Origin of the sequence: Hymenobacter aerilatus (assembly GCF_022921095.1) — a bacterium.
GTDB classification, from domain to species: domain Bacteria; phylum Bacteroidota; class Bacteroidia; order Cytophagales; family Hymenobacteraceae; genus Hymenobacter; species Hymenobacter aerilatus.
In genome coordinates, this window is sequence record NZ_CP095053.1 from 3,812,850 (window position 1) to 3,834,691 (window position 21,842).

Here is a 21,842-nt window from a genome sequence, read left to right on the forward strand (position 1 = left end):
TAATCCGTTAGAATACGAGCTAATTCGTGGCCCTAGAAGCTCCACAGGTTATACTCATACTCGATTAGGTCAGCTGCGGCTTGCTGCGAGGCCAGAATACCTTGCTGCTGCCCACCGTAGATTTCGTCGAGGCGCGCATTGTTTGGGTTCGACACACGCACGATGTACGAGTTGAACAACCATAACTCAAACGCGTCAGCTAGGTTCTTGTGTTGGGCGTCGTTCTGGGGATTAAACCAGATGGCACTAGCAGGATTGTTACGGAATACTCGCACCAAGTCACTATACTTGAACGTACCAATTGGCTTCTCGATTCCCGATGCGTTGGAAGGCAGTGTAGATGGAACTACTAGTGTAATAGACTTGATGTCATGATACATCCGCGACCGTTTCTTATCGAAGATCATATCTTCCCTTAACTCCATTTGGTATAGGTCTTTGGGACGATACTCGTAGCTGGGTGGAGCAGCAGGTTTTGGTGGGGCAGCAGCTACCTTTTTGGTAGTTTTCGCGCCCTTTTTAGTGCTCTTCTTAGCGGGAGCACCCCAACCATCACCACTAGCGCTTCCCCAACCGTCGTCGCTTCCACCACCTAAATCAGCATCTGTGAAGCCAGCAGCTTTCTCAGCATCCGTGAGACCTTGCGTTTCTTCTACGTAAGAAGCATTTGCCTGTACTTGAGCTGGTGTTAACGTACGAGTTAAGGAATCGTTGGCATATGCTTGTAGTTCACCACGCTTCACTGCATCTAAGATAACCCGGCTAATTTCCTTACCCTCGGCAAACATCGGCTTGTTCTGCTTCTCCCGCAGGTCGACAGCGCGCCAGATAGTTTTGCTGAACATGATATCCGAATTCGGAATCGGACGGTACGAGCCATTGCTGCTCGCGGTAGTAGCTTGTTCCTGTGCCGAAGCTGCTACCGACAGCGTGAGGCCTGCTGCCAGGGCAGCCAAGGAGAGAATCTTGTTCATACCGTAGTAATCAGTAAATCGCCGCGTTTCGTTCAGTTAGCAAACGCTTAGATGAGCGGAATATTGAACTGCTTGCCCATATTCACTTCTTCCTGCTGGCCTTGGAAGTTCATGCGCTTCACTTCTTTCACCTGAATATAGAGACGGTCACCTGGCTTAGCGGTATTCACCACATCACTTAGGTTAGCATCGGGGCCACTGATAGTACGAGAAGGCATTACAGGGCGAGGACCACGTACCAGTGTTACTTCGTAGCTAGTCACCCGATAACGAGCATCTTCAGGTAAGAAGTTGGCGAAGCTGGCATCTGGAATAGCACGTAGCGACAGGTTACGCACAGCAGTGATAGGGGTACCCTGCTTTTCATTAGCTTCACGGCCACCGACCACGCATTTGATATCAGGTTTCGGAACTGGGCGCACTTGGAAAATTTGCGAGCCGATAGCATTGCCGCTGCTGCTCACATTCAGAGTAACTTCACGCGAGTTAGGCACCAACATCACTTCACCGGTTTTGGAGCCGGGGATGGCCGAAGCGCCTGAAGCTGAGAAGCTAGGCTTGTATTGAGCACCCAGAGCAGGTACTTGCACGCTCAGCTTATTACCGCATTTGAAGTACAATGCCTGTACCGAAGCCGACTGAATCTGCATTACCGGCTTGGTTACGGTATAAGGAACCGTTACCTTAAAGGTGGTATCGCGGCCATTCTGCTTGAAGCGAATCGCACCTGACCAGCTTTTCTTGGCGTTACCAGCAGCATCGAAGCCACCAGGCGTAGCCGTGAACTCAATCTTACCACGGCCGTTGGCATCCACTGATAAAGGCGAACCGTTCAGGGTCATGCTCGGCTTCAGACCCGAAGCCGAAGCCGTCAAGAACATCTCTGCCTTATACTTGGTGCCGGCAGCTACCGTATTTGACTCAGCACTAGCGAACGCACCTACTTTGTCGAATACGATGGTAGTACCACCCACTTTAGCAGCCTGTGCGGCCAACGCATCCGACTCGTACTTCAATACTTCAGCTTCTTTCTGCGAAAGCACGGCTAGTGCAGCCACGAGAGGAGTCTTTTCGAAGTTTAGTTCGGCGAAGTCTTTAGTCTTCTGAGCTGGGTCGGCAGCTGTCAAAGGATCTTCCTTGGCGTCTAGCGCCAATGGGGTAGCACCAGGTACAAAACCTTTGATGTAGTTAGCGTACTCATTCAGTTTGCCTTTCAAAGGATATGCCAAACCATTTTTATTCTGGCCCAACATGGTGTTTGCTACCTTATCGTTCGCATCCATGTTGTTGTACGAGTTCTGGCCCTTCTTATTTTCAGTGGCCGTCACTAGCTTATCACGAATATCGTTCAAATAAGCTACCATTGCCTTGCTACGCTCCCGAATCTCTTCGCTTTGCTTCAGCACAGCTAAGTCGCTGGCTTGGTTGCGGTTTTTCTCAACCTGCGCCTGAATGCCTTTTACAGCATTACCGTTTGCCTTTTCTACCTTTTGGTTGATGCCAAACAATGCATCATCCAAGAATTTAAATTTCAGCAGAATTGCTGAGTCTACTTGCAGAGCCAGAAGAGCAGTCAGTACCAAGTACATCATGCCGATCATCTTCTGCCGTGGGGTTTCTTTTCCTCCCGCCATCTTGTCTTCCTAGTAAATATATAGTGGGGACAGAATCTCTTATGTGGTTCTAGTTACCAAATTAGCTGGTAGCACGCATGGCGTTCAACATGTTGCCGTACACGCGGTTCAGCGAGGTCAGATTGGTAGTTAGACCGCTGATTTCCTGCTTGAACTGCTCGGTTTCTTTACCTGCTTCGGTCAGGTTTTCCATTGCTTGGCTCAGGGTGCCGTAGAACTTGTTCATCGACTTCAGGTGCGTATTAGCATCCTGCAGTTCCATTTCGTACACTGCATTCAGAGCGCCCAGGTTCTTGGTTACGTTCTGTACTTGTGCGTGGTATTCTTTTGCGTCCGAGGTAGCATCGGCCATAGCAGTCATTGCCTGGGCAGTGTTAGCATATGCTTCATTGATGCGCTCCAGTGACTGCGCAGCGCCACGTACTTTAGTGGTATACTCTTCAGTAGCGTTAGTAGCGTCGCCCAGCGTCGACAATTGTTGCGTGGTAGTGCTCAAGCGGTTCAGACCAGCACCCAGCGAGCTAATAGCTTCGGGAGTTACGTTAGCATCCTTCAGCATATCGTCCAGTTTGCGGGTTAGGCCAGTGCTGCCGTTGTCGGCAATAGCGTTGGTCCGGAAGCTAGCGTTGCCAGTAGAGGGGTCATACCCTTCGCTCAGTTCGGGATAAACGAGCGACCAGTCTACCTCTTTCGGATTGGGTTGGAATGCACTTAAAAAGAAGATAATTGCCTCAGTGCCCAGACCTACAATCAGCATCTCGTTAGCGCCGGGTAAGTGTAGAATTTTGAATAGTGCACCAATGATTACGACTGCAGCTCCAATACCGTAGATTTTCGGCATTACACTGTCGAAGAAAAAGTTACCTTTTGCTGCCATTGTTGAAAAGAAGATTGGAAATGATGAGGGTTGGTGAGGTTAATGCGTTGGCCACCTGGCCTGATTAATTGAAAGCAAAGTTTGAATTAGCGGGAGTTGCGGCCGATTTGGATCATGGCGCAACGGAAACCAATGTAGGAGCGAGCAGAATCTTGGTATTCGAAATTACGGGTACCTGTTTCGAGGAAATAAGCAATGTCTTTCCAGGAACCACCACGTACTACTTTGCGGGGCTCGTTATCGTCGGGGTTGGTAGGGTTCATATCCCATACTACTGGTACTGAGGCTTCCATGTAGGCATCATCGCACCATTCGGCTACGTTACCCGACATATCATACAGGCCAAAGTCGTTAGGGAAGAAAGCTCCTACTGGCGAAGTGTAAGCATACCCGTCAGAAGCGTAGTCACCACGACCGGGCTTGAAATTAGCTAGCATACAGCCGTGTGAGTTGCGTAGGTAAGGACCACCCCAAGGATAGGTAGCGAGGTCGCGCCCACCGCGAGCTGCATATTCCCACTCAGCCTCGGAGGGCAAGCGGAAGTTAGGGGTAGGCGCTAAACCAGCCTCTTCATTGGCAGCGTTTTTATTCTTGGTGCGCCAGTTGCAGAAATACTTGGCGGCAAACCAGTCTACCCCTACCACTGGGTAATCGTCGAACGCTGGGTGAGTGTAGTAGTACTCCATCAGCGGATCACCCATATGGTAAGTGAAGTCGCGCACCCATACAGTGGTATCGGGATACAGCTCCGTCATCACGTACTCTTCGCCCAACACGTCAATAGAGTCCTGACGGATAGCGTTCATGAATTGACGGTACTCATTGTTGGTGATTTCTGTCTCGTCCATGTAGAAGCCGGCAATAGTTACCTGCTTGTTCATGTTCACCATGGAAGCTGAGATGTCTTGATCGGTTTGGCCCATGTGGAATGTACCACCGGGGCAAGGCACCATGCCAAAAGGGACCTCTTGCGGGTTGTATTCGGGACGGTCCTCCGCCCCCACCAGGTCGCCCTGCGGTCCTTTGCCAAAGCCACAGCCCCCCAGAAACAATGCCGAAAAGGCAACCAGAGGTAGTAGAAGTAACTTGTTCATGAGGTAGGTGTAGAAAAGGCTGATTGGGCGGCAATACCCAAGGATTACAATTTTATGGAATGGCAAATTTACTCTCTGAAGTGTACGCGCACAAGCCTTTCCTCTGGCGCGTCGGGAAGACCGCAAGAAGATGCAACATTCGGTGAAACAGGCGGATAGCTCCTCATGGTTCCCTACGATTGTCCTCTTCGTCTTTCTTACTCACCTAAACCGCGAAAACCCTGCCAGATATGGAGGCTAAAAACTATAACGAGGCGTACGGACTGCTGGACGCGTAAAAATTCCGGGTTTAGGTAAACGGTAGGATAGCATAAGCTCAACAGAACTCAAAGCCCTTGCATCTTGGTTAAATGCAACAAGGTCATAAGCTAGTCCAACGCGTGCAGCGTTGTCTTTTCCAAAACTGAATCCTACCAAGCCAGTAATGGATTCATCATAGCGGTAGCCTAGACCAGCCCAATACCGGTCATTGACAGTAGCACGAACTCCAGCTTCGTAAGAATTATTCTTGAAATTAAATTTATTGCTGTCGCCGAACTTACCTGGTAGCACCATTTTCATCAGTACGGTGGGCGTCACTACAACGGATGAAGATGCCTCAATATTGTAGCCTGCCGTCAGGTACGAATGGTTTTCATTCAGATACTGCGCCGTTTCAGAAAGAGGCGCGGTAGGGTCTATAGGTTGCGCTAAATAGCGGTAACCATTTGCCCGTAGCAAGTTATTTACACTTATACCAGCATAAAATTTAGGTGCCTCATACCAAACTCCTGCACCTATGTCAAATTTAGCGTCAGAACCTTCGACAGGAACACGTGGGTCGTTCGGGTCGACGGGACGATAACCGCCTTGGCTTACGTGGTTGTAAATGCCCTGAATGCCTATTCCTAATCTGGCTTCGCCAATTTTGAAATGCTTGGAATAGGAAAGCTGTGCGTTGGTAGTTTTCAGTACTGCCACTACATCGCGATATACTTGAAAACCAATACCTCCACCTATAGCAGGCACTGGCAACGAAGCAGAAAGCAAATAGGTTTGGGGGGAACCACCATCATCGAAACTGCCACTATAGCCGAGGTATTGATAACGGCCCAGCGCGGTGATTTCACCTTGCCCTTTAATGCCTGCATACGCAGGATTTAGGTAGAGACCAACGAACGGGTAATGCGTGAAATTGGGCTGTTGCTGGGCAAAGGCGGTACCAACGCAGGTGAACAGGAAACCGGCAAGTAAAATTCGCTTCATATAGCAACAGGTTTGACGGAGCGTATGCCTTATACCGGCTACGCGGGTACGTTTTCAAATGTAGAAAAAAAACTCGGTCGCATCCTTGCGCTAAAACGCTTCATTAGCGGATTAAGTGTCTACCCACCTTTATGTTTTTACTTGCTTAAATACACCTACAGCCCTGATACGGTTACTGATTTTTGTTGATAAAAGAAAAACCCCTTTCCCCACAACTAATTGCTGGGAAAGGGGTATATGCTGCAATTTTTACTGGTCTTCTACCTGCCGTTTTTAAGCGCGGCTGCAGCCTCGGCGTTCCGGCGGATGTATTCTTCAATAGCCCCCGTCATGGATGGCGCATTAGGCATAGGAGCTTCGATATCTAGCTCTAGGCCTGCGTCGCGCACAGCTTTGGCAGTGGTAGGGCCAAATGCCGCAATACGTGTGCCGTCCTGCACGAAATCAGGGAAGTTGACGAAAAGCGAGCTAATACCTGAGGGGCTAAAAAAGGCCAAGCAGTCATATTTCACGTCGCTCAGGTCTGATAAGTCACTGGCAACGGTGCGGTAGATTACTGCTTCCGTGAACTTGTAGTTATTAGCCCGCATGAACTCCGGAATATCGTCCTTGCGAATATCAGAGCACGGATACAGGAATTTTTCGCTCTTGTGCTTTTTGATAACTTCAAACAGATCAGATGCTGTCCGAAGCCCTACAAACAGCTTCCGTTTACGCAGCACAATATACTTCTGCAGATAGTTGGCCGTTTGCTCCGAAATGCAGAAATACTTCATTTCGGCAGGCATCTCAATTTTGGCTTCCTGGCAGATTCGGAAGAAATGGTCGACAGCGTTACGGCTGGTGAAAATAATAGCCGTGTGGTCGAGAATATTTACCTTTTCCTTGCGAAAGTCTTTATATGAGACTGGATCAACTTGGATGAACTCACGGAAATCAACTTTGATACCGTACTTCTCCGCAATGGTAAAATAGGGTGATATATCCCCGGTGGGCTTAGGCTGCGTAACGAGGATGCTAGCAATGCTTTTGGCATGCCGGCCCGTTCCCGGTTGATCTTTGCTTTCGGCCATAGGTAATCGAGTAAATCTAGCGTAATCGCAGGGTATGAAAGTGCTTCAAACCCGCAAGAGCGCGGTATCAGTAAGTAAAAACGATTATTTTAAGCAGAATGATGAGGGGAATCACTTCTGTGGCGCAAAGGTACGAAAACAAATGCAGATTCAGTAACGAAGCCCGACGGTGCAAGGTGCGAGCTATCCGAAATACAGACCCTAGTAAAAGCAAGGAAACCACCCCATTAGACACCCACAATACTGTTTCAGGCAAGGTCTGATTAAGTCCTAAATAGAGCAGCATAACAAGCGGAAGAAACAATCCCATAAAGAGAATCGTGCGAATAAATTCCCGATACTGGACTACCACCAATGCCGTTACATCAAAGATGTAACCCATCAGTTCAAGAAAAATGTATTTTCCTAATACGAAGGCGGCAATCAGGCTGGTATAAAACAATACTCTCAGTACAATAGCAGACTCGGGTACAGCGAATAAGCGCCGTAGAATTACGATGCTTTGAATATTGGTATGAATGGCAACAAGCAGCAGTGCAAAGGACAGCGAGAATATCAGAACAAGTAGGATGTTGAGCCATGTGATAGTAGGCTTCACCAAAAAATCGGGTTCATTGTTGCCGCGGCGCCATAACTGCTCAAATTGGTAGATGCGGGCGAAGCCTGGCTGATAAGACGCCCGTAGTCCTCCATACAGCAGCCCAATTAGCAGCAGAAAGCCAATGAATACTGTTTGCCCTTGGTGCCCTCGGGGCCGCGGAAGCGCTCTGGCTATTGTGGAGGGCGATTTGCCAGGAGCAGCTGATACATCTGGAGTAGCATTCGCAAACGATGACAAATTAGGCACTGCATCGGCGTGCCACACGCACAGGAGGCGCTGACCAGCCGGTGCCGAAGGAGGTAGGAACGTAGCCAGATCCAGCGTGTAGGATGCAGCAGCCGGAGATTTGAAAATCAGTTGATTGTCTAGAAACAAGCACTCATCCTGACGCGCTACAAACGTGATAGGTAGGGGCCGGCCAGGACGCAGGTTTACCCACTGGTAGTAAGCGTGCGCTGGCGCGTGGTAGCCAGGCAGATACAGCGTCAGCCGGTTACGGGACGCGCTATAAATCAGCCAATCATTCGATAAGCCATTTTTAGCGGATGGTGGCAACGGCCGGTACTCAGCTGCACTAGCAATTGTAGGCGAGGTCAGCCAATAAAGTAGCCACACCATTACCCAACGCCACGAACCATATGTGGTAACGGGTTGATTGCGCCTCATATTACTCAGCAAACTCAGTGTTTTACTACGATTGCGATGCCACCCGGCGCTGCACGCCCCGCCGACTGTGATACACACCCAAGAAAACACTTAGCAGTACCGAAAAAGCTACCAAAGCAGCAATCAACAGCGTATTGCCTAGAGTAGCGAAATTGATGACGAACAGAATGACTACTACGTTGAGTAGTCCTAGCAACAACACTGTGCTAATCTGTTGAAAGCCCATGGCTAGGATTCGGTGGTGAATGTGGTTTTTATCGGGAGAGAAAGGCGAGCGACCTGCTAGCATCCGGATAATGAACACCCGTAGGGTATCAAACAACGGCACAAATAGAATGCCTACCGCCACCGACGGCGACGAGGCTCCGAACGGCTGCCCTGTGGTAGCTCCCATCTCTACAAACTGAATGGTGAGCACCGACACGATAAATCCACATACCAACGAGCCAGTGTCGCCCATGAAGATGCTGGCACGGTGAAAGTTGTAGCGCAGAAAACCTACAATCCCCCCAATCAGACAGATAGCCACGTAGGCGTAGTTGCCATAAGAAGGACCGCCGTAGCGCAGAAAATAGTAACCAAACGTAGCGGAGATGATGCTCACAATGGTACCGGCTAAACCATCAAGACCATCGATAAGATTAATAGCATTCGTAATACCTACAATGGCGACGAAGGTAATGGCGTAGCTTACCCCCATAGGCAACTCATGAATGCCTAAGATGCCTTGGAAACTAGTGATGCGAATTTCTATATCGGGCATCACCATGATGATACCAGTTGCCAGCAGCTGACCAATAAACTTTTTGGTAACGGAGATAGTCACCAAATCGTCCTTCAACCCTACAAAGAACAGCACAATACAGCCCGCTAGTAGTTGCTGAATGCCATTTTCGAGGGGTGCGAAGATGGTAAGCGCCGACATAAAGCCTGCGAAAATGGCTACTCCGCCCAAGCGAGGCGTAAGCGACTCGTGCACGGTACGCACGTTAGGCGTGTCGAGCATATTCTTCAGGTGAGCGATGTAGATAATGGACGGCACGGCAAACAGCGCCACCAAAAACGACCACAGAGCCGACAGTACCAGTTTTACTCCGAGAACGGGCATCGTAGTGTCAAAATCAAATTGAAAGGGGTAGGATAAGGCACAAGGAGCACACTAGCTATGTAGTACGCCCTCTTGTTCAAGCAGCGCAATATGTGTCAGATTGGCGGGCACAATAGAATCGGGAACGAAGATGAATTTCTTATCGAAAATCTGCGCCCCCCGGTAGTAGCTGAGCCAATATTGGTTGTTGAGGTGAAAAAGAGCCGGATCAATAGGTTCGATGGGAACGGCGCTGCGGGGCCCTACCTCCGGCAAGGCATGACGCAGGGTAGAGGTGCGTACTGGCTCGCCCTGTGCAGTGGTGCCATAACCGTTGGAGCTGACGATAACGTTGCTGAGCGGAAAGGAATTGTAGTTCAGCAAATACACGAGCCAGCCGGGCTTGCCGTCTTCTACGGCCGCTTCCTGCTTGGGCACAACAGCAATAGAGACGCCTTCTACCGGTTCAAAGAGAATATCTTCTTTCATAATACAGACTGAAGTAAATAAGGAGGATTCTCTGGCTCAGTTATTCTTCCGTTGGCGTAGCCCTTAGCAAGGCCATCAAATGAGGCACCAGCCGGGCCGCTACTTCAGTCAGCGGCACAGCGCGCCCCAACTCCTGCTGCAACGACGCAACGGCTTTATCATCGATGCCGCAGGGAATGATATGGCTGAAATAGCTGAGGTCCGTGTTGACGTTGAGCGCAAAGCCGTGCATGGTCACCCAGCGGCTGCACTTCACGCCCATTGCGCAGATTTTTCGGGGGTTGGGTGCACCTTCCTTCCAGTCGAGCCACACGCCGGTGAGGCCGGCAATACGCCCCGCCGAAACGCCAAAATCGGCCAGTGTGAGGATAACAGCTTCTTCCAGTACGCGCAGGTAGCGGTGAATGTCGGTGAAGAAGTTGTCGAGGTCGAGGATGGGGTAGCCCACCAGTTGGCCAGGGCCGTGGTAAGTGATGTCGCCACCGCGGTTGATGCGGTGGAAGGTAGCGCCGTGGTGCGCCAGACCGGCCTCGTTGAGCAGAAGGTGCTCGGGCTTGCCACTCTTCCCTAAGGTATACACGTGCGGATGCTCGCACAGCAACAGGTAGTTAGGGGTAGGCACAGGAGATTCACCTCGCTCGATGGCGTCGCGGTTTTGCTTTTTGCGTTCCAGCGTATCGGCTAGCACACTCTCTTGGTACGCCCAGGCTGCCTCATACGGCTGCACACCCAGATCACGTACTTGCAGGGCACGATTTTGCTGGGGTGTAGCAGCGGGTGCGGCAATGGGCAATAAAGTGTCCGGAACCGACGCGATGCAAGAAGTAAGCACTGTATCCATCCTGATAAAAAATATGGTGTACAAAAAGTAAGCTGCGCCGGCTCCTTGTTGCACCCTTTCGGCTTGTCAATAACAGTCAACTGCAACTCTGACAATGGGTAGGCACGCAAACCACTTCAAAGGTACTAGATTTAGCACCAACCCATCCGCGCTTCTCCCTACCCACTTATGCTTCTCCCCGCACACCAACTTGGCCAAGACAGCGAAGACGCTGCTGCTGCGTACCTCACGGCGCAGGGATACACCATTGTGCAGCGTAATTACCGCTACCGCCGCGCCGAAATCGACTTGATTGCCCGGCTAGAATCTGCGTTGCTGGTATTTGTAGAAGTGAAGGCCCGCTCTACCACACAGTTTGGCTACCCCGAGGCCTTCGTGACGGAGCGCAAGCGGCAACTATTTCGCTTAGCGGCTGAACAGGTACAGGAGGAATTGGACTGGCACGGCGACATTCGCTTCGACGTATTAGCCGTGACACCCGTAGCCGCCGGCTTTCGGATAGAGCACTTTGAAGACGCGTTTTATTGAGGGTAGGCCCTACCCCCCTATTTCCGGCGAGTACTGCCTGGGCGGCGACGGTCTACGGGGTCGGCGCTGGCGTCGGCGGTACCGCGCTTGTCGTAGCCTTTTTCTTTGTCGAAGACGAGCACGCCGTTGCGGTTGTATTCCATCACCAGCTCCGGCGTGGCTACCTCCGGCTCATAGCCCGATTCGCCATAGGCATACACATAGTGGCGACGGTCCTTCAGATTGCGAAAGCCCCAGTAGTTAACCCACAGGCCTACCTTTTTACCATTCTCAAACTGGCCGTCCCACTCGCGTTGGCCATTTTCGTTGTAGCGTACGTAGTCGCCTTCCAGCTCCCCGTTCACGTAGGGAATCACTTCTTTCAGTTGCTTGTGCTCGGCGTCGTAATAAGAAATAACGGCGTCGCGGGGGAAACCCATTTCGTAGTGCACTTTGTCGCGCAGGATGTTGTCGGCGGTGGTTTGCTCCCAGCGCAAATGGCGCGTACCCACGGCAAAAAAGCCCGTTTCTATCACCTTACCGCCTTGTAGCTTCTTGTACGGGCCATGCAGCACCAAACTCTTTGGGTCTAGCTCGCCAGGACCAGCTTTGTAAATACGGTGCTTACCTGCATCGTAGATATAGCGACCAGGCGCGTAGAGATTGGGCTGCTGAAAATTTTTCAGGTAGTAGAATATCTCCACCACCTGCTTTTTCCCCTTCGGCCCCGACTTCGCATAGCCCTTTTTAATGGGCTGACCCATGAAGATGTTTTTCTTCTTTTTAGGTTTGCGCTGTTCCGCTTTGGCTTTCGCCTTGGCTGCCTTCTCCTGCTCTTTGCTCAGGGCGGCTACGCGCTTGTTGGTGAGCGAAGGCGCGCTGGCCGTGTCATTGGCAGTAGTCAGAGAATCGGTGGTAGCCAGCAGGGTAGCCGCGTCGGGCTGACTGCTAAACGAGACGGTTTTGCGGGTACAGGCCTCCGTCAACGGCAGCAACAGGGCCAAAAGTCCGACAAAGGGTAAACGGGTACTACGCATGCAAACAGGGTAGGAAAGGTAGCCAAAGAATATCCCAGCCAAACGTAAAGATACACCGCTTTGGTGCCCGGCGGTGAGTAATGAAGTTGTGAAATGGTGAGTAGTCAGACGCCGTTGGGCATAAGCTACTTGCACACTATACTCATGTATTTCACACAAAACAAAAAGCCCGCCGACCTTATGACAGGCAGCGGGCTTTTGTACTGTTTAAGACTTCTCAGACTTTCTTATACTGAGCAATCACGATTATTCGGCCGTTAGGAGCTCAGCACTGCGTTTCACGAAAGCCGTCAATGCTTCACCTTTCAGCATACCTTGGCTGAGTAGGGCCAGATCGAAGGCTTGCTTAGCGAGTTTCTGGCCAGCTTCACCTTCTTGTGCTAGCACGCGCTGAGCCACGGGGTGGTTGGCATTCACGCTCACGGTGTAGCTGTCGGGTAGGGAACCGAACATCTGCATGCCTCCACCGCCGCCCACACGTTGCATATCTTTCATACGACGCATAAACTCGGGCACCGTCACAATCACCGGCGCATCCTGCGGCGACAGGGCTTCTACCTGCACCTGCATGTGCTCGTTGTTGATGGCGGCTTTGTACACCTCTGTCAGCTTGGTTTTGTCGTCGTCGCTGAGCACGCTTTCGGTCGTCTCATCCTTCTCGATGAGCTTGCCTACCGTGTCGGCGTCCACACGCTTAAAGGTTACTTTCTCCAGCTTCTGCTCCAGCTGCCCGATAAAGTGCGGGTCGAGCACGGCATTCAGCTTCAGCACCGAGTAGCCACGGTCCAGGGCTGCTTGCACGTAGCCGTGCTGGGCCTCTGGGTCGGTGGTGTACAGGATAACCGTTTGGTCGTTCTTGTCCTTCTGGTTGGCCTGAATGTGCTCCTGGTACTCGTTCAGCGTATAGTACTTGTCGGTAGTGTCCTGCACCAGCACAATGTCCTTGGCGCGGTCGTAGAACTTCTCATCCGACAGCATGCCGTACTTCACGAACAAGCCGATATCCGACCACTTCTGCTCGTAGCCAGCGCGGTCTTTGCGGAACAGCTCGGCCAGCTTGTCGGCTACCTTTTTAGTGATGTAGGTGTTGATCTTTTTCACCGCCGCATCGGCTTGCAGGAAGGAGCGCGACACGTTCAGGGGAATGTCCGGCGAGTCAATCACGCCGTGCAGCAGCATCAGGAACTCGGGCACCACGTCCTTCACCTCGTCGGTAATGAACACTTGGCGCGAGTAGAGCTGAATCTTGTTGCGCTGCAATTGCAGCTCGTCCTTGATTTTGGGGAAATACAGGATACCCGTCAGGTTGAAGGGGTAATCCACGTTCAGGTGAATCCAGAACAGCGGCGGCTCCGAGAAGGGGTACAGCTCCTGGTAGAACTTGGTGTAGTCCTCGTCGGTCAGCTCCGAGGGCTGCTTGGTCCAAATAGGCGCCGTTTGGTTGATTACCTCACCCTCGAACTCAATCGGGATGGGTAGGAACTTGCAGTACTTGTTGAGGATGGCTTTTAGACGAGCTTCTTCCAGAAACTCATCCGAGTCCTCGGCCACGTGCAGCACTACGTCGGTGCCACGCTCGGCTTTTTCGTGCTCCCCGGTGGGCTCGTCCAACGTAAACTCGGTGCTACCATCGCAAGTCCAATGGGCAGTCAGTGTGTCGTCTTTATACGACTTCGACCAGATTTCTACCTCCTTGGCGACCATAAACGCCGAGTAGAACCCCAGACCAAACTGCCCGATGATCTGGTCTTTGGTGGCGGCATCCTTCTCCTTGTATTGCTCCACAAATTCGGTGGCGCCGGAGAAGGCAATCTGGTTGATGTACTTCTTAATTTCCTCGGCCGTCATGCCAATGCCGCGGTCGGAGATGGTGATTTTGCGGGCTTCCTTGTCCACCGTCACGCGTACTTTCAACTCGCCTAGCTCTCCTTTGAACTCGCCCAGTTGGGCTAGGCTCTTGAGCTTTTGGGTGGCGTCCACGGCATTGCTCACCAGCTCGCGCAGGAAGATTTCGTGGTCGGAGTACAGGAATTTCTTGATGATGGGGAAGATATTCTCGGTGTGAATCGAGATGCTACCTTTCTCTTGCATAACGGGAGTATTAGAGTGGACAGACGAATTCAGGCGCCAGGCGGCGCAACAGTTGGCTGTCCTCAAAAGATATTCCACGAGTCTTCTGGCTGCCAGTTTGACAGCGCTTGACGCCGTCCTACCCCCAATCTCCGCCTATACGGCGGCCAGCCACTCCTGCTGTAGCTGCGTTGCGCAGTCCTCATCCATCAGCGACAGCCAATCCAGCGCGGCCAGCACATCCGAGAAATACTGCATATCGCAACGCCCCGCGGGTAGGGTATCAGCCACCAGGTTTTCCAGCACCAACTGATTGTGTAAGGTAGAAGGAAGCAGTACAGCCAGCGCCTGAATATGCAACCGCCGATACTGAGGCAGCCAACTTTCGCTGAGCCAGTGCTGGTGCATGGGGCTTACAGTCGGCAGGCTGCTGACATCGGCCAGCCAGCGGAAGGGCTGCAGCTCGTCGGAAAGCTGCAACAACTGCTCAAACGCTTCCCGGAGTGCTGTATCGTCGGGCTCGCCGGTCCATTTCCACCACAGCAGCCGTAGGCTGACATCGAAGAGCACCGTAATAGAGGGGAACCGATAAATCATTGGGCTATTCCGGCAAAATCACATTGCGGAATAGTTAAACTTACTGTTGTGCTTGCGAAAAGGATTCGTGTTTTCGACCGTCGGAAAGCTTAGCCCGGCGAATGGATTATTTCAGGCGTTACACTCCTTCGTCAGTTACACGAACAGCATTTCCGGTATATCGTTGGCAACAGAAGGTGGAGAGCCCGCCGGGCGCAGTAGTCCTGAGAGCAAATGCAGCATCTTTTTCATAGCAGTAGCGTGTAAACAGGTTGACTACTACAAAGATGCAGCGCTAGTACTACCGCATTATTATGAGCATGTTATGCTTAGATAATGCTTACCGTGCGATGCTGAGGGTGCCGTGTTAGGGCGATTCCATTCCTGCTGTATCGCTGGCAATAACGACGACTCCCCAGTAACCCAATCGAGCGCGTCTTTCGTTTCGGAGAAAAACTGAATGTCAAACCGGATGAGCGCCTGCCCCATCCATAGGATGCTGTCTACTACCATCTGGTTGTAGAGACTACGAGGCGGCATTACCAAGGCCACTTGCTGCAGTGACTGGTCTGTCATTTTTGGAAACCAAGTCAAACTGATCCAAGCCTGCTCCATGATGCTGATATCTGGCAGGTCGTGCAGGTCTAACAGAAGATGTGTGACTGCGTGCTTTTCTGTTAATTCTAATATACGCGATAAGCCCTGCCGAAAATGCTGCAAGGAGTGTCCAGGCCTCCATTGAGCACGCAGCAACCGCAGCTCATCGGTATACTGGATAAACATATAATCTAAATCATATAGCATGATGTGAACAAAGATATGTTTTTTTCTATTAATATATGAATTATACAAAATAAATTTATTCAGTTCTGATTTGTAGAGACGTATTCCACAAATAAAACAAACTTATACGCCATCCAAAAAGCTACTAATCACTCTAAAAAAAGCTTATTTATCGACAATAAAGAGGGCTAAGCTTTTCATAACGATTACCTAGTCCCATACTAAGACTGATACCCACTACAAATAGTTCAATAACTGTTATTAGATAATTTAATTGAACTATTATAATAAATCACTACAATAAAACATGCCATTTAAGCAATGCATGACTTTCTACTACTTTTGAGAGAATAAGACGCTGCCCTACGAAAGTCAAAAGGACATAGGTATCCTCGTAAGCGTTGTCTTTTGCTGCTGTACATGACACGCTACTATCTACTATTTGTCGGCCTTCTTGCCCACAACGCCATTGCTCAAACCCTGCCGGTAGCACCCACTCCCCGCGCTACAACAGGCTCATTCGTTACGGGGCGCGTCGTAGACGCCGACACGCACGAAGCCCTACCTGGCGTGACGGTGTTGTTTCAGGATTTGCGTCAGGCAACTGCCACTGGCCCCGACGGCACTTTTCGCTTTACTACTCTACCCCGCGGGCGGTTTCTGGTGCAGGTACGCTCCTTGGGTTACACTACCCTGGTGCGCACCATCGATACAGGCAGCGGCCAGCCGCTGGAACTGGCCCTCACGCCGGCTACCACCGAGATAGGGCAAGTGGTAGTGACAGGCGTATCGGCGGCTACGGAAATGCGCCGCTCGCCTATTCCTACTACTATTATCAGCAACAAGGAGCTGAGCCAGCGGGCCAGTACCAACGCTGTAGATGCGCTGGCCCATACGCCCGGCGTGGCCCAGATTACTACCGGGCCAGCCATTAGCAAGCCCATTATTCGGGGGCTGGGAGCCAACCGTGTAATTACGCTGAACAACGGCGCCAAGCAGGAGGGGCAGCAATGGGGCGACGAGCACGGCATCGAAATCGACCAGTATTCGGTAGACCGGGTAGAGATTATAAAAGGTCCCGGCTCGCTGCTCTACGGCTCCGATGGTATGGCGGGCGTTATCAACTTCCTACCCGCCGACCCCGTGGAGGAGGGCAAAATACTGGGTTCGGTATCGGCCAACTACCAGACCAATAACCACCTACAAGGCTATTCGGTGATGAACGCCGGCAACCGCAACGGCCTGAACTGGTTGGTACGCGGCACGGGCAAGATTGCCGGCGCCTACCGAAACTCTTACGACGGCCGGGTATTTAATTCCGGGTTTCGGGAGCTGGATGCCAATGGCTATGTGGGACTGAATAAGAATTGGGGCTTCTCGCACCTCACGTTCAACTCCTTTAACCAAGAGCTAGGCCTCACCGAAGGCGACCGGGACGAAACTACCGGCCGCTTCCTGAAAGATGTGGGGGTAGGCGGCGATGCTGTGGTGGCCGTACCCGTTAGCAGTAGCGACTTGCGCGGCTACGACCTATCGGTGCCGCGCCAACGGGTGAATCACCTGCGCATTGGTACCGACAACAACTTTATCCTAGGCCAGAGCCGCCTGACGTTGAACGTGGGCTGGCAGCAAAACCTGCGCCGCGAGTTCGGCGACGTGCTGGTGCCCGACGAGCCTGAGCTATACTTTCAGCTGCACACCGTAGACTACGCCGCGCGCTATTTCTTACCCGAAACAAACGGATGGAACACGACGCTGGGGGTGAGCGGGCAGGTGCAGCAAAACCACAATAAAGACGTAGAGTTTTTGATTCCGGCCTACCGGCTGTTCGATGGCGGCGTGTTTGGCGTCACCAAGAAAACTATCGGCAAGCTCGACCTGAGCGGCGGTCTGCGCTACGATGTCCGGCGCATCAAGGCCGATGCGCTCTACCTGAACGCCGACGAGCAGCCCGTACCGGCCGATACCCCTGGCGCCGAAAACAAGTTTGGCCGCTTCACCAGCACCTTTCGCAATGTATCGGGTAGCGCGGGTGGGGCCTTCAATGCTACCGACGACCTGACCTTGAAGGCTAATGCGTCGCGTGGGTTTCGGGCGCCCAATATTGCCGAGCTGGGCTCCAATGGGCAGCATGAGGGCACCATTCGCTACGAGGTTGGAGAGCCGAACCTGCGGGCCGAGGTGAGTACGCAGCTAGATGCCGGTGTGAGCTACACTACGCAGCACATCAGCCTGAATGTGGATGCGTTTCATAACCGCATCAACCACTACATTTTTCCCAGCCGCTTGGCCACTGCTTCAGGAGCCGATTCTATTGCTGTAACTGGCGACCCAGTATTTCGGTACGGGCAGGGAGATGCTCGGCTGGTAGGTGGCGAGGTCAGCCTTGACATTCATCCCCACCCACTGGACTGGCTGCATTTCGAAAACACCTTTTCGATGGTGCGGGCCACTCAACTACACCAGCCCGACAGCACGCGCTACCTACCTTTCATCCCGGCCAACCGGTTTCAATCGGAGCTGCGAGTGAACTTCCGGAAAGTAGGCCAAAGTCAACATTTGGCTAATTTGTACGCCAGCTTTCTGGTAGAGCACACCTTTGCGCAGGACCGGTTTTACTCGGCCTACTCCACCGAAACCCGCACGCCGGGCTACACCCTCTGCAACGCTAGCTTGGGCGCCGACGTGCGCAATGCCAAAGCGCAAACGCTGTTCAGCCTCTACCTGGCTGCCAATAACCTGTTTGACGTGGGCTACCAGAGCCACCTGAGCCGCTTGAAGTACGCCGACGTCAACAACGTGACCGGCCGGCGCGGCGTATTCAACATGGGCCGCAACGTGAGCGTGAAGCTGGTAGTACCACTGGCGTTCAACTAAGTGGCCGAGTAATTCCTAACCCGCTTGTCATCCTGAGCGGAGCGAAGGACCTTTTCATGTGAGAACGACTGACGTCACACCGTCTTGTTCACACGTGAGAAGGTCCTTCGCAAGCTCAGGATGACAGACGGTTTTTTCTCCTCCCGCATGGCACACCACCACGACCATTCGCACGACCATAGCCATAGCCACGGCGGCCACAGCCACGGCATTCCGGCCGATGGCAATTTTGGAAAAGCGTTTGGGTGGGGCATTGGGCTGAACCTGGTATTTGTGGCGGCAGAGGCCGCTAGCGGCTTCTGGGGCAACTCGGCGGCGTTGCTTTCCGATGCTGGCCACAACCTCTCCGATGTGCTCAGTCTGGCGCTGGCTTGGGGTGCGGCGCTGCTGGCCAAGCGGCAGGCCTCGGCACGCTATACCTATGGGTACAAGAGCGCTACCATTCAAGCCGCGCTGGTAAATGCTGCCCTGCTATATGCCGCGCTGGGCTTTATCCTGTGGGAAACCATCGACCACCTGCGCCACCCCGAGCCAGTAGATAGCAAGCTGGTGATGTTGATGGCCGGTGCGGGCATCATCGTAAACGGCTTCACGGCCTGGCTGTTCAGCAGCGGGCAAAAGGGCGACGTGAACATACGTGGCGCCTACCTACACATGCTCACCGACGCCCTGGTATCGGTAGGAGTAGTAATAGGCGGGGCACTAGTGTACTTCACCAACTGGCTTTGGCTCGACCCGGTTATCAGCTTCCTGATTCTGGGCATCATCGCCTACGGCTCGTGGGGGTTGCTGCGCGAAACGGTGCAGCTCAGCCTGCAAGCCGTACCCGATGGCATCGAGCTGCCCGCCGTGCGGCAGTTCTTACTAGATCAGCCGGGCGTGACGCAGGTGCACGACCTGCACGTGTGGCCCCTCAGCACTCAGGAAACGGCCCTTACGGCGCACCTAGTACGCCCTGCTACCGGCCAGGACAATCAGTTTCTAAGCTATTTACAGACGGAGCTGTGGGAGCATTTCAACATCGGCCACATCACGGTGCAGCTGGAAGACACCACGCCCGTGCCGCACGAGGACAGCTGCCACGGCTGCGAGGCGGCGCAGCAATCAGTCGCGGCGGCAGGATAGGTTGCGGCGGGTAGGCGGAACTGCTTACATTGTTGCGGTCAACCTTTTCCTACCCATGCACTCCCCTACCCCCTCTCCCAAAACGGCTTCTTTGTTTAGTGCCGTTGTTATCGTGGCCTCACTGGGCTACTTCGTGGATATCTACGACCTCGTGCTCTTCAGCATAATTCGGGTGCAAAGCTTGAATGGCATTGGCATCACCGAGGCCAACGCCGTGACGGAGCAGGGCCAGTATCTGCTGAGTATGCAAATGGGCGGCATGCTGCTGGGCGGCGTGCTCTGGGGCGTGCTAGGCGACAAACGAGGGCGGCTGTCGGTGTTGTTTGGCTCCATCCTCATGTACTCCCTGGCCAACATTGCCAACGGCTTCGTGCAGACCATCGACCAATACGCTTGGCTGCGCCTGATTGCGGGGGTAGGACTGGCCGGAGAGCTGGGCGCCGGCATCACGCTGGTAACCGAGAGCCTACCCAAAGAAAAGCGCGGCTACGGCACTATGATAGTGGCTTCGGTAGGCGTGTCGGGCGCGATGGTGGCCTATTGGATAGGCGCAGCTTTTGGCTGGCGCAACGCCTACTTTATTGGTGGCGGGCTAGGGCTGGCCTTGCTGGCCCTGCGGGTAGGCGTGTTTGAGTCGGGTATGTTTGAGCAAGCCAAGCGCGAAGGCGTAGAGCGCGGCAATTTCCTGGCCCTGTTCAGCAACGGGGAGCGTTTCGGGCGCTACTTGCGCTGTCTGTTTCTGGGCGTGCCGTTCTGGTTTCTGATTGGCATCCTCATCACGCTGGCCCCAGAGTTTGGGCGAGAGTTTAAGCTGACAGGCCCCGTTACAGGCGGTCTGGGTGTGTTCTGGTGCTACTTCGGCCTCACGCTGGGCGACTTTACCAGCGGTGGCCTCAGCCAATTATTGCGGAGTCGCAACCGCACCTTGCAAGCCTTCATTGCGGCCAGCGCCGTGATGGTGGGCGTGTATTTGTTTGGCCTGCGTGGGGCCTCGCCTACCCTCTTCTACGGGGTCTGCTTTCTGATTGGCTTCGCGGGCGGATTTTGGGCGCTGTTTGTGACGGTGGCGGCCGAGCAGTTTGGCACCAACCTGCGCTCCACTGTGGCTACCACGGCGCCCAACTTTGCCCGCGGCGCCATCGTGCTCATCAACCCGGCGTTTCTAGCACTGCAGCCGAGCCTGGGTATTGTGGGCGCGGCTTTAATAATTGGCGCCGTTACGTTGTCGCTGGCGTTTTTCGGGGCAGCTACCCTACCCGAGAGCTACGGCAAAGACTTGGACTATGTGGAATAAATAAATTGAGCGCCGTTCAACTGGGCACGACCAATGCCGTATAAGGCGGTATCATCATCCCTCTGACAATGAAAAAGATATTTGGCCTTTTGGCAATAGCTGGCGCCGCGTTTTTCGCTACCCCAGCCCAGGCACAAACCACCACCGATGTGCAAACGCAGCAGCAACGTACGACTGATGCGAAAGCGGCGCTGCGCGAACAAAAGCAACAATCGGCGGCCAGCCGCGATGCGTTGCGTGAGAGCAAGCACGAGATGCAAAATCAGCGAAACGCCATGAAAGCGCAAAAAGCGCAGATGAAAGAACAACAGTTGGTTGCGAAGCAGGCTAAGCAACAAGAGAAAATGGCCCGTCAGCAGGCACACGCCGAAAAACAGGCGCTAAGCGAGCAGAAAAAAGCGGCGCGTGCCGAGAAGAAAGCCTCTTCTATGTAGCAGGCGGCTTTTTCCCGCGTTTCTCCGTAAAGAAAGCTCCGGCCCAGTGGTCGGAGCTTTTTCTTTTATTTTCTATCTATCTCCTACCCCTGCCTTCGTCCATGGCTGCCTCTCCTACTAAAAACACGGTTATGTATTATCCCTGGCATCACTTTGTGCTGTTGCCGGCGGCTTTCATTCTGGCAGCCTATGGCGTGCGGCGCTATGTGGATGTGGCCGGCAACGACTCGGAGGATTCGCGGTTATGGTTTACGGTGGCGGCGCTGGCGGTGGTAGGGCTGGGCGTGTTGCTGATGCTGCGCCAGCACTATGCCATCACGCTGCAGGACCGAATTATCCGGCTGGAGCTGCGCCAGCAGTATTTTGAGGCTACGGGCCAGAGCCTGCGGCCGCTGGAAAGCCAACTCACCCTACCCCAGATCCTGAGCTTGCGCTTTGCCGGTGACGCCGAGCTGCCGGGACTGGTGCAAGCTGCCGTGCGGGAGAAACTGTCGCCCAAGGATATTCAAGCTCGCATTCAGGATTTTCACTTCGACCACATGCGGATTTGAGTGGTAG

20 protein-coding genes are annotated in these 21,842 nt (G+C 53.0%); 6 read left to right on the forward strand and 14 right to left on the reverse strand.

Annotated features, from left to right (window positions below; all coding sequences use genetic code 11):
* Positions 1–32: 32 nt before the first annotated feature.
* The 10 genes from porN to lipB all read right to left on the reverse strand — a co-directional run bounded on the left by porN (position 33) and on the right by lipB (position 10,581).
* Positions 33–974, reverse strand: a complete 942-nt coding sequence (gene porN / locus MUN82_RS16005) for a type IX secretion system ring subunit PorN/GldN (protein WP_245092057.1) — start codon at positions 972–974, stop codon at positions 33–35.
* 47 nt (positions 975–1,021) lie between these two features.
* Complete coding sequence (porM, locus tag MUN82_RS16010; RefSeq protein ID WP_245092059.1) at positions 1,022–2,608, reverse strand: type IX secretion system motor protein PorM/GldM; 1,587 nt, start codon at positions 2,606–2,608, stop codon at positions 1,022–1,024.
* Between the two features lie 61 nt (positions 2,609–2,669).
* Positions 2,670–3,449 (reverse strand): type IX secretion system motor protein PorL/GldL, encoded by a 780-nt coding sequence (gene porL / locus MUN82_RS16015; RefSeq protein ID WP_245092061.1) that lies wholly within the window; start codon positions 3,447–3,449, stop codon positions 2,670–2,672.
* A 122-nt stretch (positions 3,450–3,571) separates the two neighbouring features.
* Positions 3,572–4,579: a T9SS ring complex lipoprotein PorK/GldK gene (gene porK, locus MUN82_RS16020; protein ID WP_245092063.1), complete on the reverse strand. Its 1,008-nt coding sequence runs from the start codon at positions 4,577–4,579 to the stop codon at positions 3,572–3,574.
* Between the two features lie 237 nt (positions 4,580–4,816).
* A complete protein-coding gene (locus MUN82_RS16025; protein ID WP_245092065.1) occupies positions 4,817–5,824 on the reverse strand; it encodes a PorP/SprF family type IX secretion system membrane protein in 1,008 nt (335 codons plus the stop codon).
* A 260-nt stretch (positions 5,825–6,084) separates the two neighbouring features.
* Positions 6,085–6,897, reverse strand: a complete 813-nt coding sequence (locus MUN82_RS16030; protein WP_245092067.1) for a uroporphyrinogen-III synthase — start codon at positions 6,895–6,897, stop codon at positions 6,085–6,087.
* Positions 6,898–6,964: 67 nt separating this feature from the next.
* Positions 6,965–7,873, reverse strand: coding sequence for a DUF4271 domain-containing protein (locus tag MUN82_RS16035; protein ID WP_245092069.1), 909 nt, complete (start codon positions 7,871–7,873; stop codon positions 6,965–6,967).
* 316 nt (positions 7,874–8,189) lie between these two features.
* Positions 8,190–9,272 (reverse strand): MraY family glycosyltransferase, encoded by a 1,083-nt coding sequence (locus MUN82_RS16040; protein ID WP_245092070.1) that lies wholly within the window; start codon positions 9,270–9,272, stop codon positions 8,190–8,192.
* A 51-nt stretch (positions 9,273–9,323) separates the two neighbouring features.
* The gene (locus MUN82_RS16045; RefSeq protein ID WP_245092072.1) at positions 9,324–9,740 is read right to left on the reverse strand and encodes a hypothetical protein; all 417 of its coding nucleotides are present in this window, start codon (positions 9,738–9,740) and stop codon (positions 9,324–9,326) included.
* Between the two features lie 40 nt (positions 9,741–9,780).
* The gene (lipB, locus tag MUN82_RS16050) at positions 9,781–10,581 is read right to left on the reverse strand and encodes a lipoyl(octanoyl) transferase LipB (protein ID WP_245092074.1); all 801 of its coding nucleotides are present in this window, start codon (positions 10,579–10,581) and stop codon (positions 9,781–9,783) included.
* Positions 10,582–10,749: 168 nt separating this feature from the next.
* Here lipB and MUN82_RS16055 point away from each other — a divergent pair, with 168 nt between their 5' ends.
* Positions 10,750–11,109 carry a YraN family protein gene (locus tag MUN82_RS16055; protein WP_245092076.1) on the forward strand — a complete coding sequence of 120 codons (360 nt, stop codon included), beginning with the start codon at positions 10,750–10,752 and terminating at the stop codon, positions 11,107–11,109.
* A gap of 17 nt (positions 11,110–11,126) precedes the next feature.
* Here the strand turns inward: MUN82_RS16055 and MUN82_RS16060 are convergent, their stop codons facing one another.
* The 4 genes from MUN82_RS16060 to MUN82_RS16075 all read right to left on the reverse strand — a co-directional run bounded on the left by MUN82_RS16060 (position 11,127) and on the right by MUN82_RS16075 (position 15,575).
* A complete protein-coding gene (locus MUN82_RS16060; protein ID WP_245092078.1) occupies positions 11,127–12,125 on the reverse strand; it encodes a toxin-antitoxin system YwqK family antitoxin in 999 nt (332 codons plus the stop codon).
* A gap of 246 nt (positions 12,126–12,371) precedes the next feature.
* On the reverse strand, positions 12,372–14,216 hold the full coding sequence (gene htpG, locus MUN82_RS16065; RefSeq protein WP_245092080.1) for a molecular chaperone HtpG: 1,845 nt from the start codon (positions 14,214–14,216) through the stop codon (positions 12,372–12,374).
* 135 nt (positions 14,217–14,351) lie between these two features.
* Positions 14,352–14,792, reverse strand: coding sequence for an STAS/SEC14 domain-containing protein (locus MUN82_RS16070; protein WP_245092082.1), 441 nt, complete (start codon positions 14,790–14,792; stop codon positions 14,352–14,354).
* Between the two features lie 291 nt (positions 14,793–15,083).
* The gene (locus tag MUN82_RS16075) at positions 15,084–15,575 is read right to left on the reverse strand and encodes a hypothetical protein (protein WP_245092083.1); all 492 of its coding nucleotides are present in this window, start codon (positions 15,573–15,575) and stop codon (positions 15,084–15,086) included.
* Positions 15,576–15,974: 399 nt separating this feature from the next.
* On the opposite strand from MUN82_RS16075, the gene MUN82_RS16080 reads away from it, so the two are divergent.
* The 5 genes from MUN82_RS16080 (at position 15,975) to MUN82_RS16100 (ending at position 21,835) form a co-directional block, all read left to right on the forward strand.
* Complete coding sequence (locus tag MUN82_RS16080; protein WP_245092084.1) at positions 15,975–18,431, forward strand: TonB-dependent receptor; 2,457 nt, start codon at positions 15,975–15,977, stop codon at positions 18,429–18,431.
* Positions 18,432–18,578: 147 nt separating this feature from the next.
* Entirely contained in the window at positions 18,579–19,556 is a 978-nt protein-coding gene (locus MUN82_RS16085; RefSeq protein ID WP_245092085.1) for a cation diffusion facilitator family transporter, read from the forward strand.
* A gap of 55 nt (positions 19,557–19,611) precedes the next feature.
* Complete coding sequence (locus tag MUN82_RS16090; protein WP_245092086.1) at positions 19,612–20,850, forward strand: MFS transporter; 1,239 nt, start codon at positions 19,612–19,614, stop codon at positions 20,848–20,850.
* Between the two features lie 68 nt (positions 20,851–20,918).
* The gene (locus MUN82_RS16095; protein ID WP_245092087.1) at positions 20,919–21,284 is read left to right on the forward strand and encodes a hypothetical protein; all 366 of its coding nucleotides are present in this window, start codon (positions 20,919–20,921) and stop codon (positions 21,282–21,284) included.
* A gap of 101 nt (positions 21,285–21,385) precedes the next feature.
* Positions 21,386–21,835, forward strand: a complete 450-nt coding sequence (locus MUN82_RS16100; RefSeq protein WP_245092088.1) for a DUF6526 family protein — start codon at positions 21,386–21,388, stop codon at positions 21,833–21,835.
* Positions 21,836–21,842: the final 7 nt, after the last annotated feature.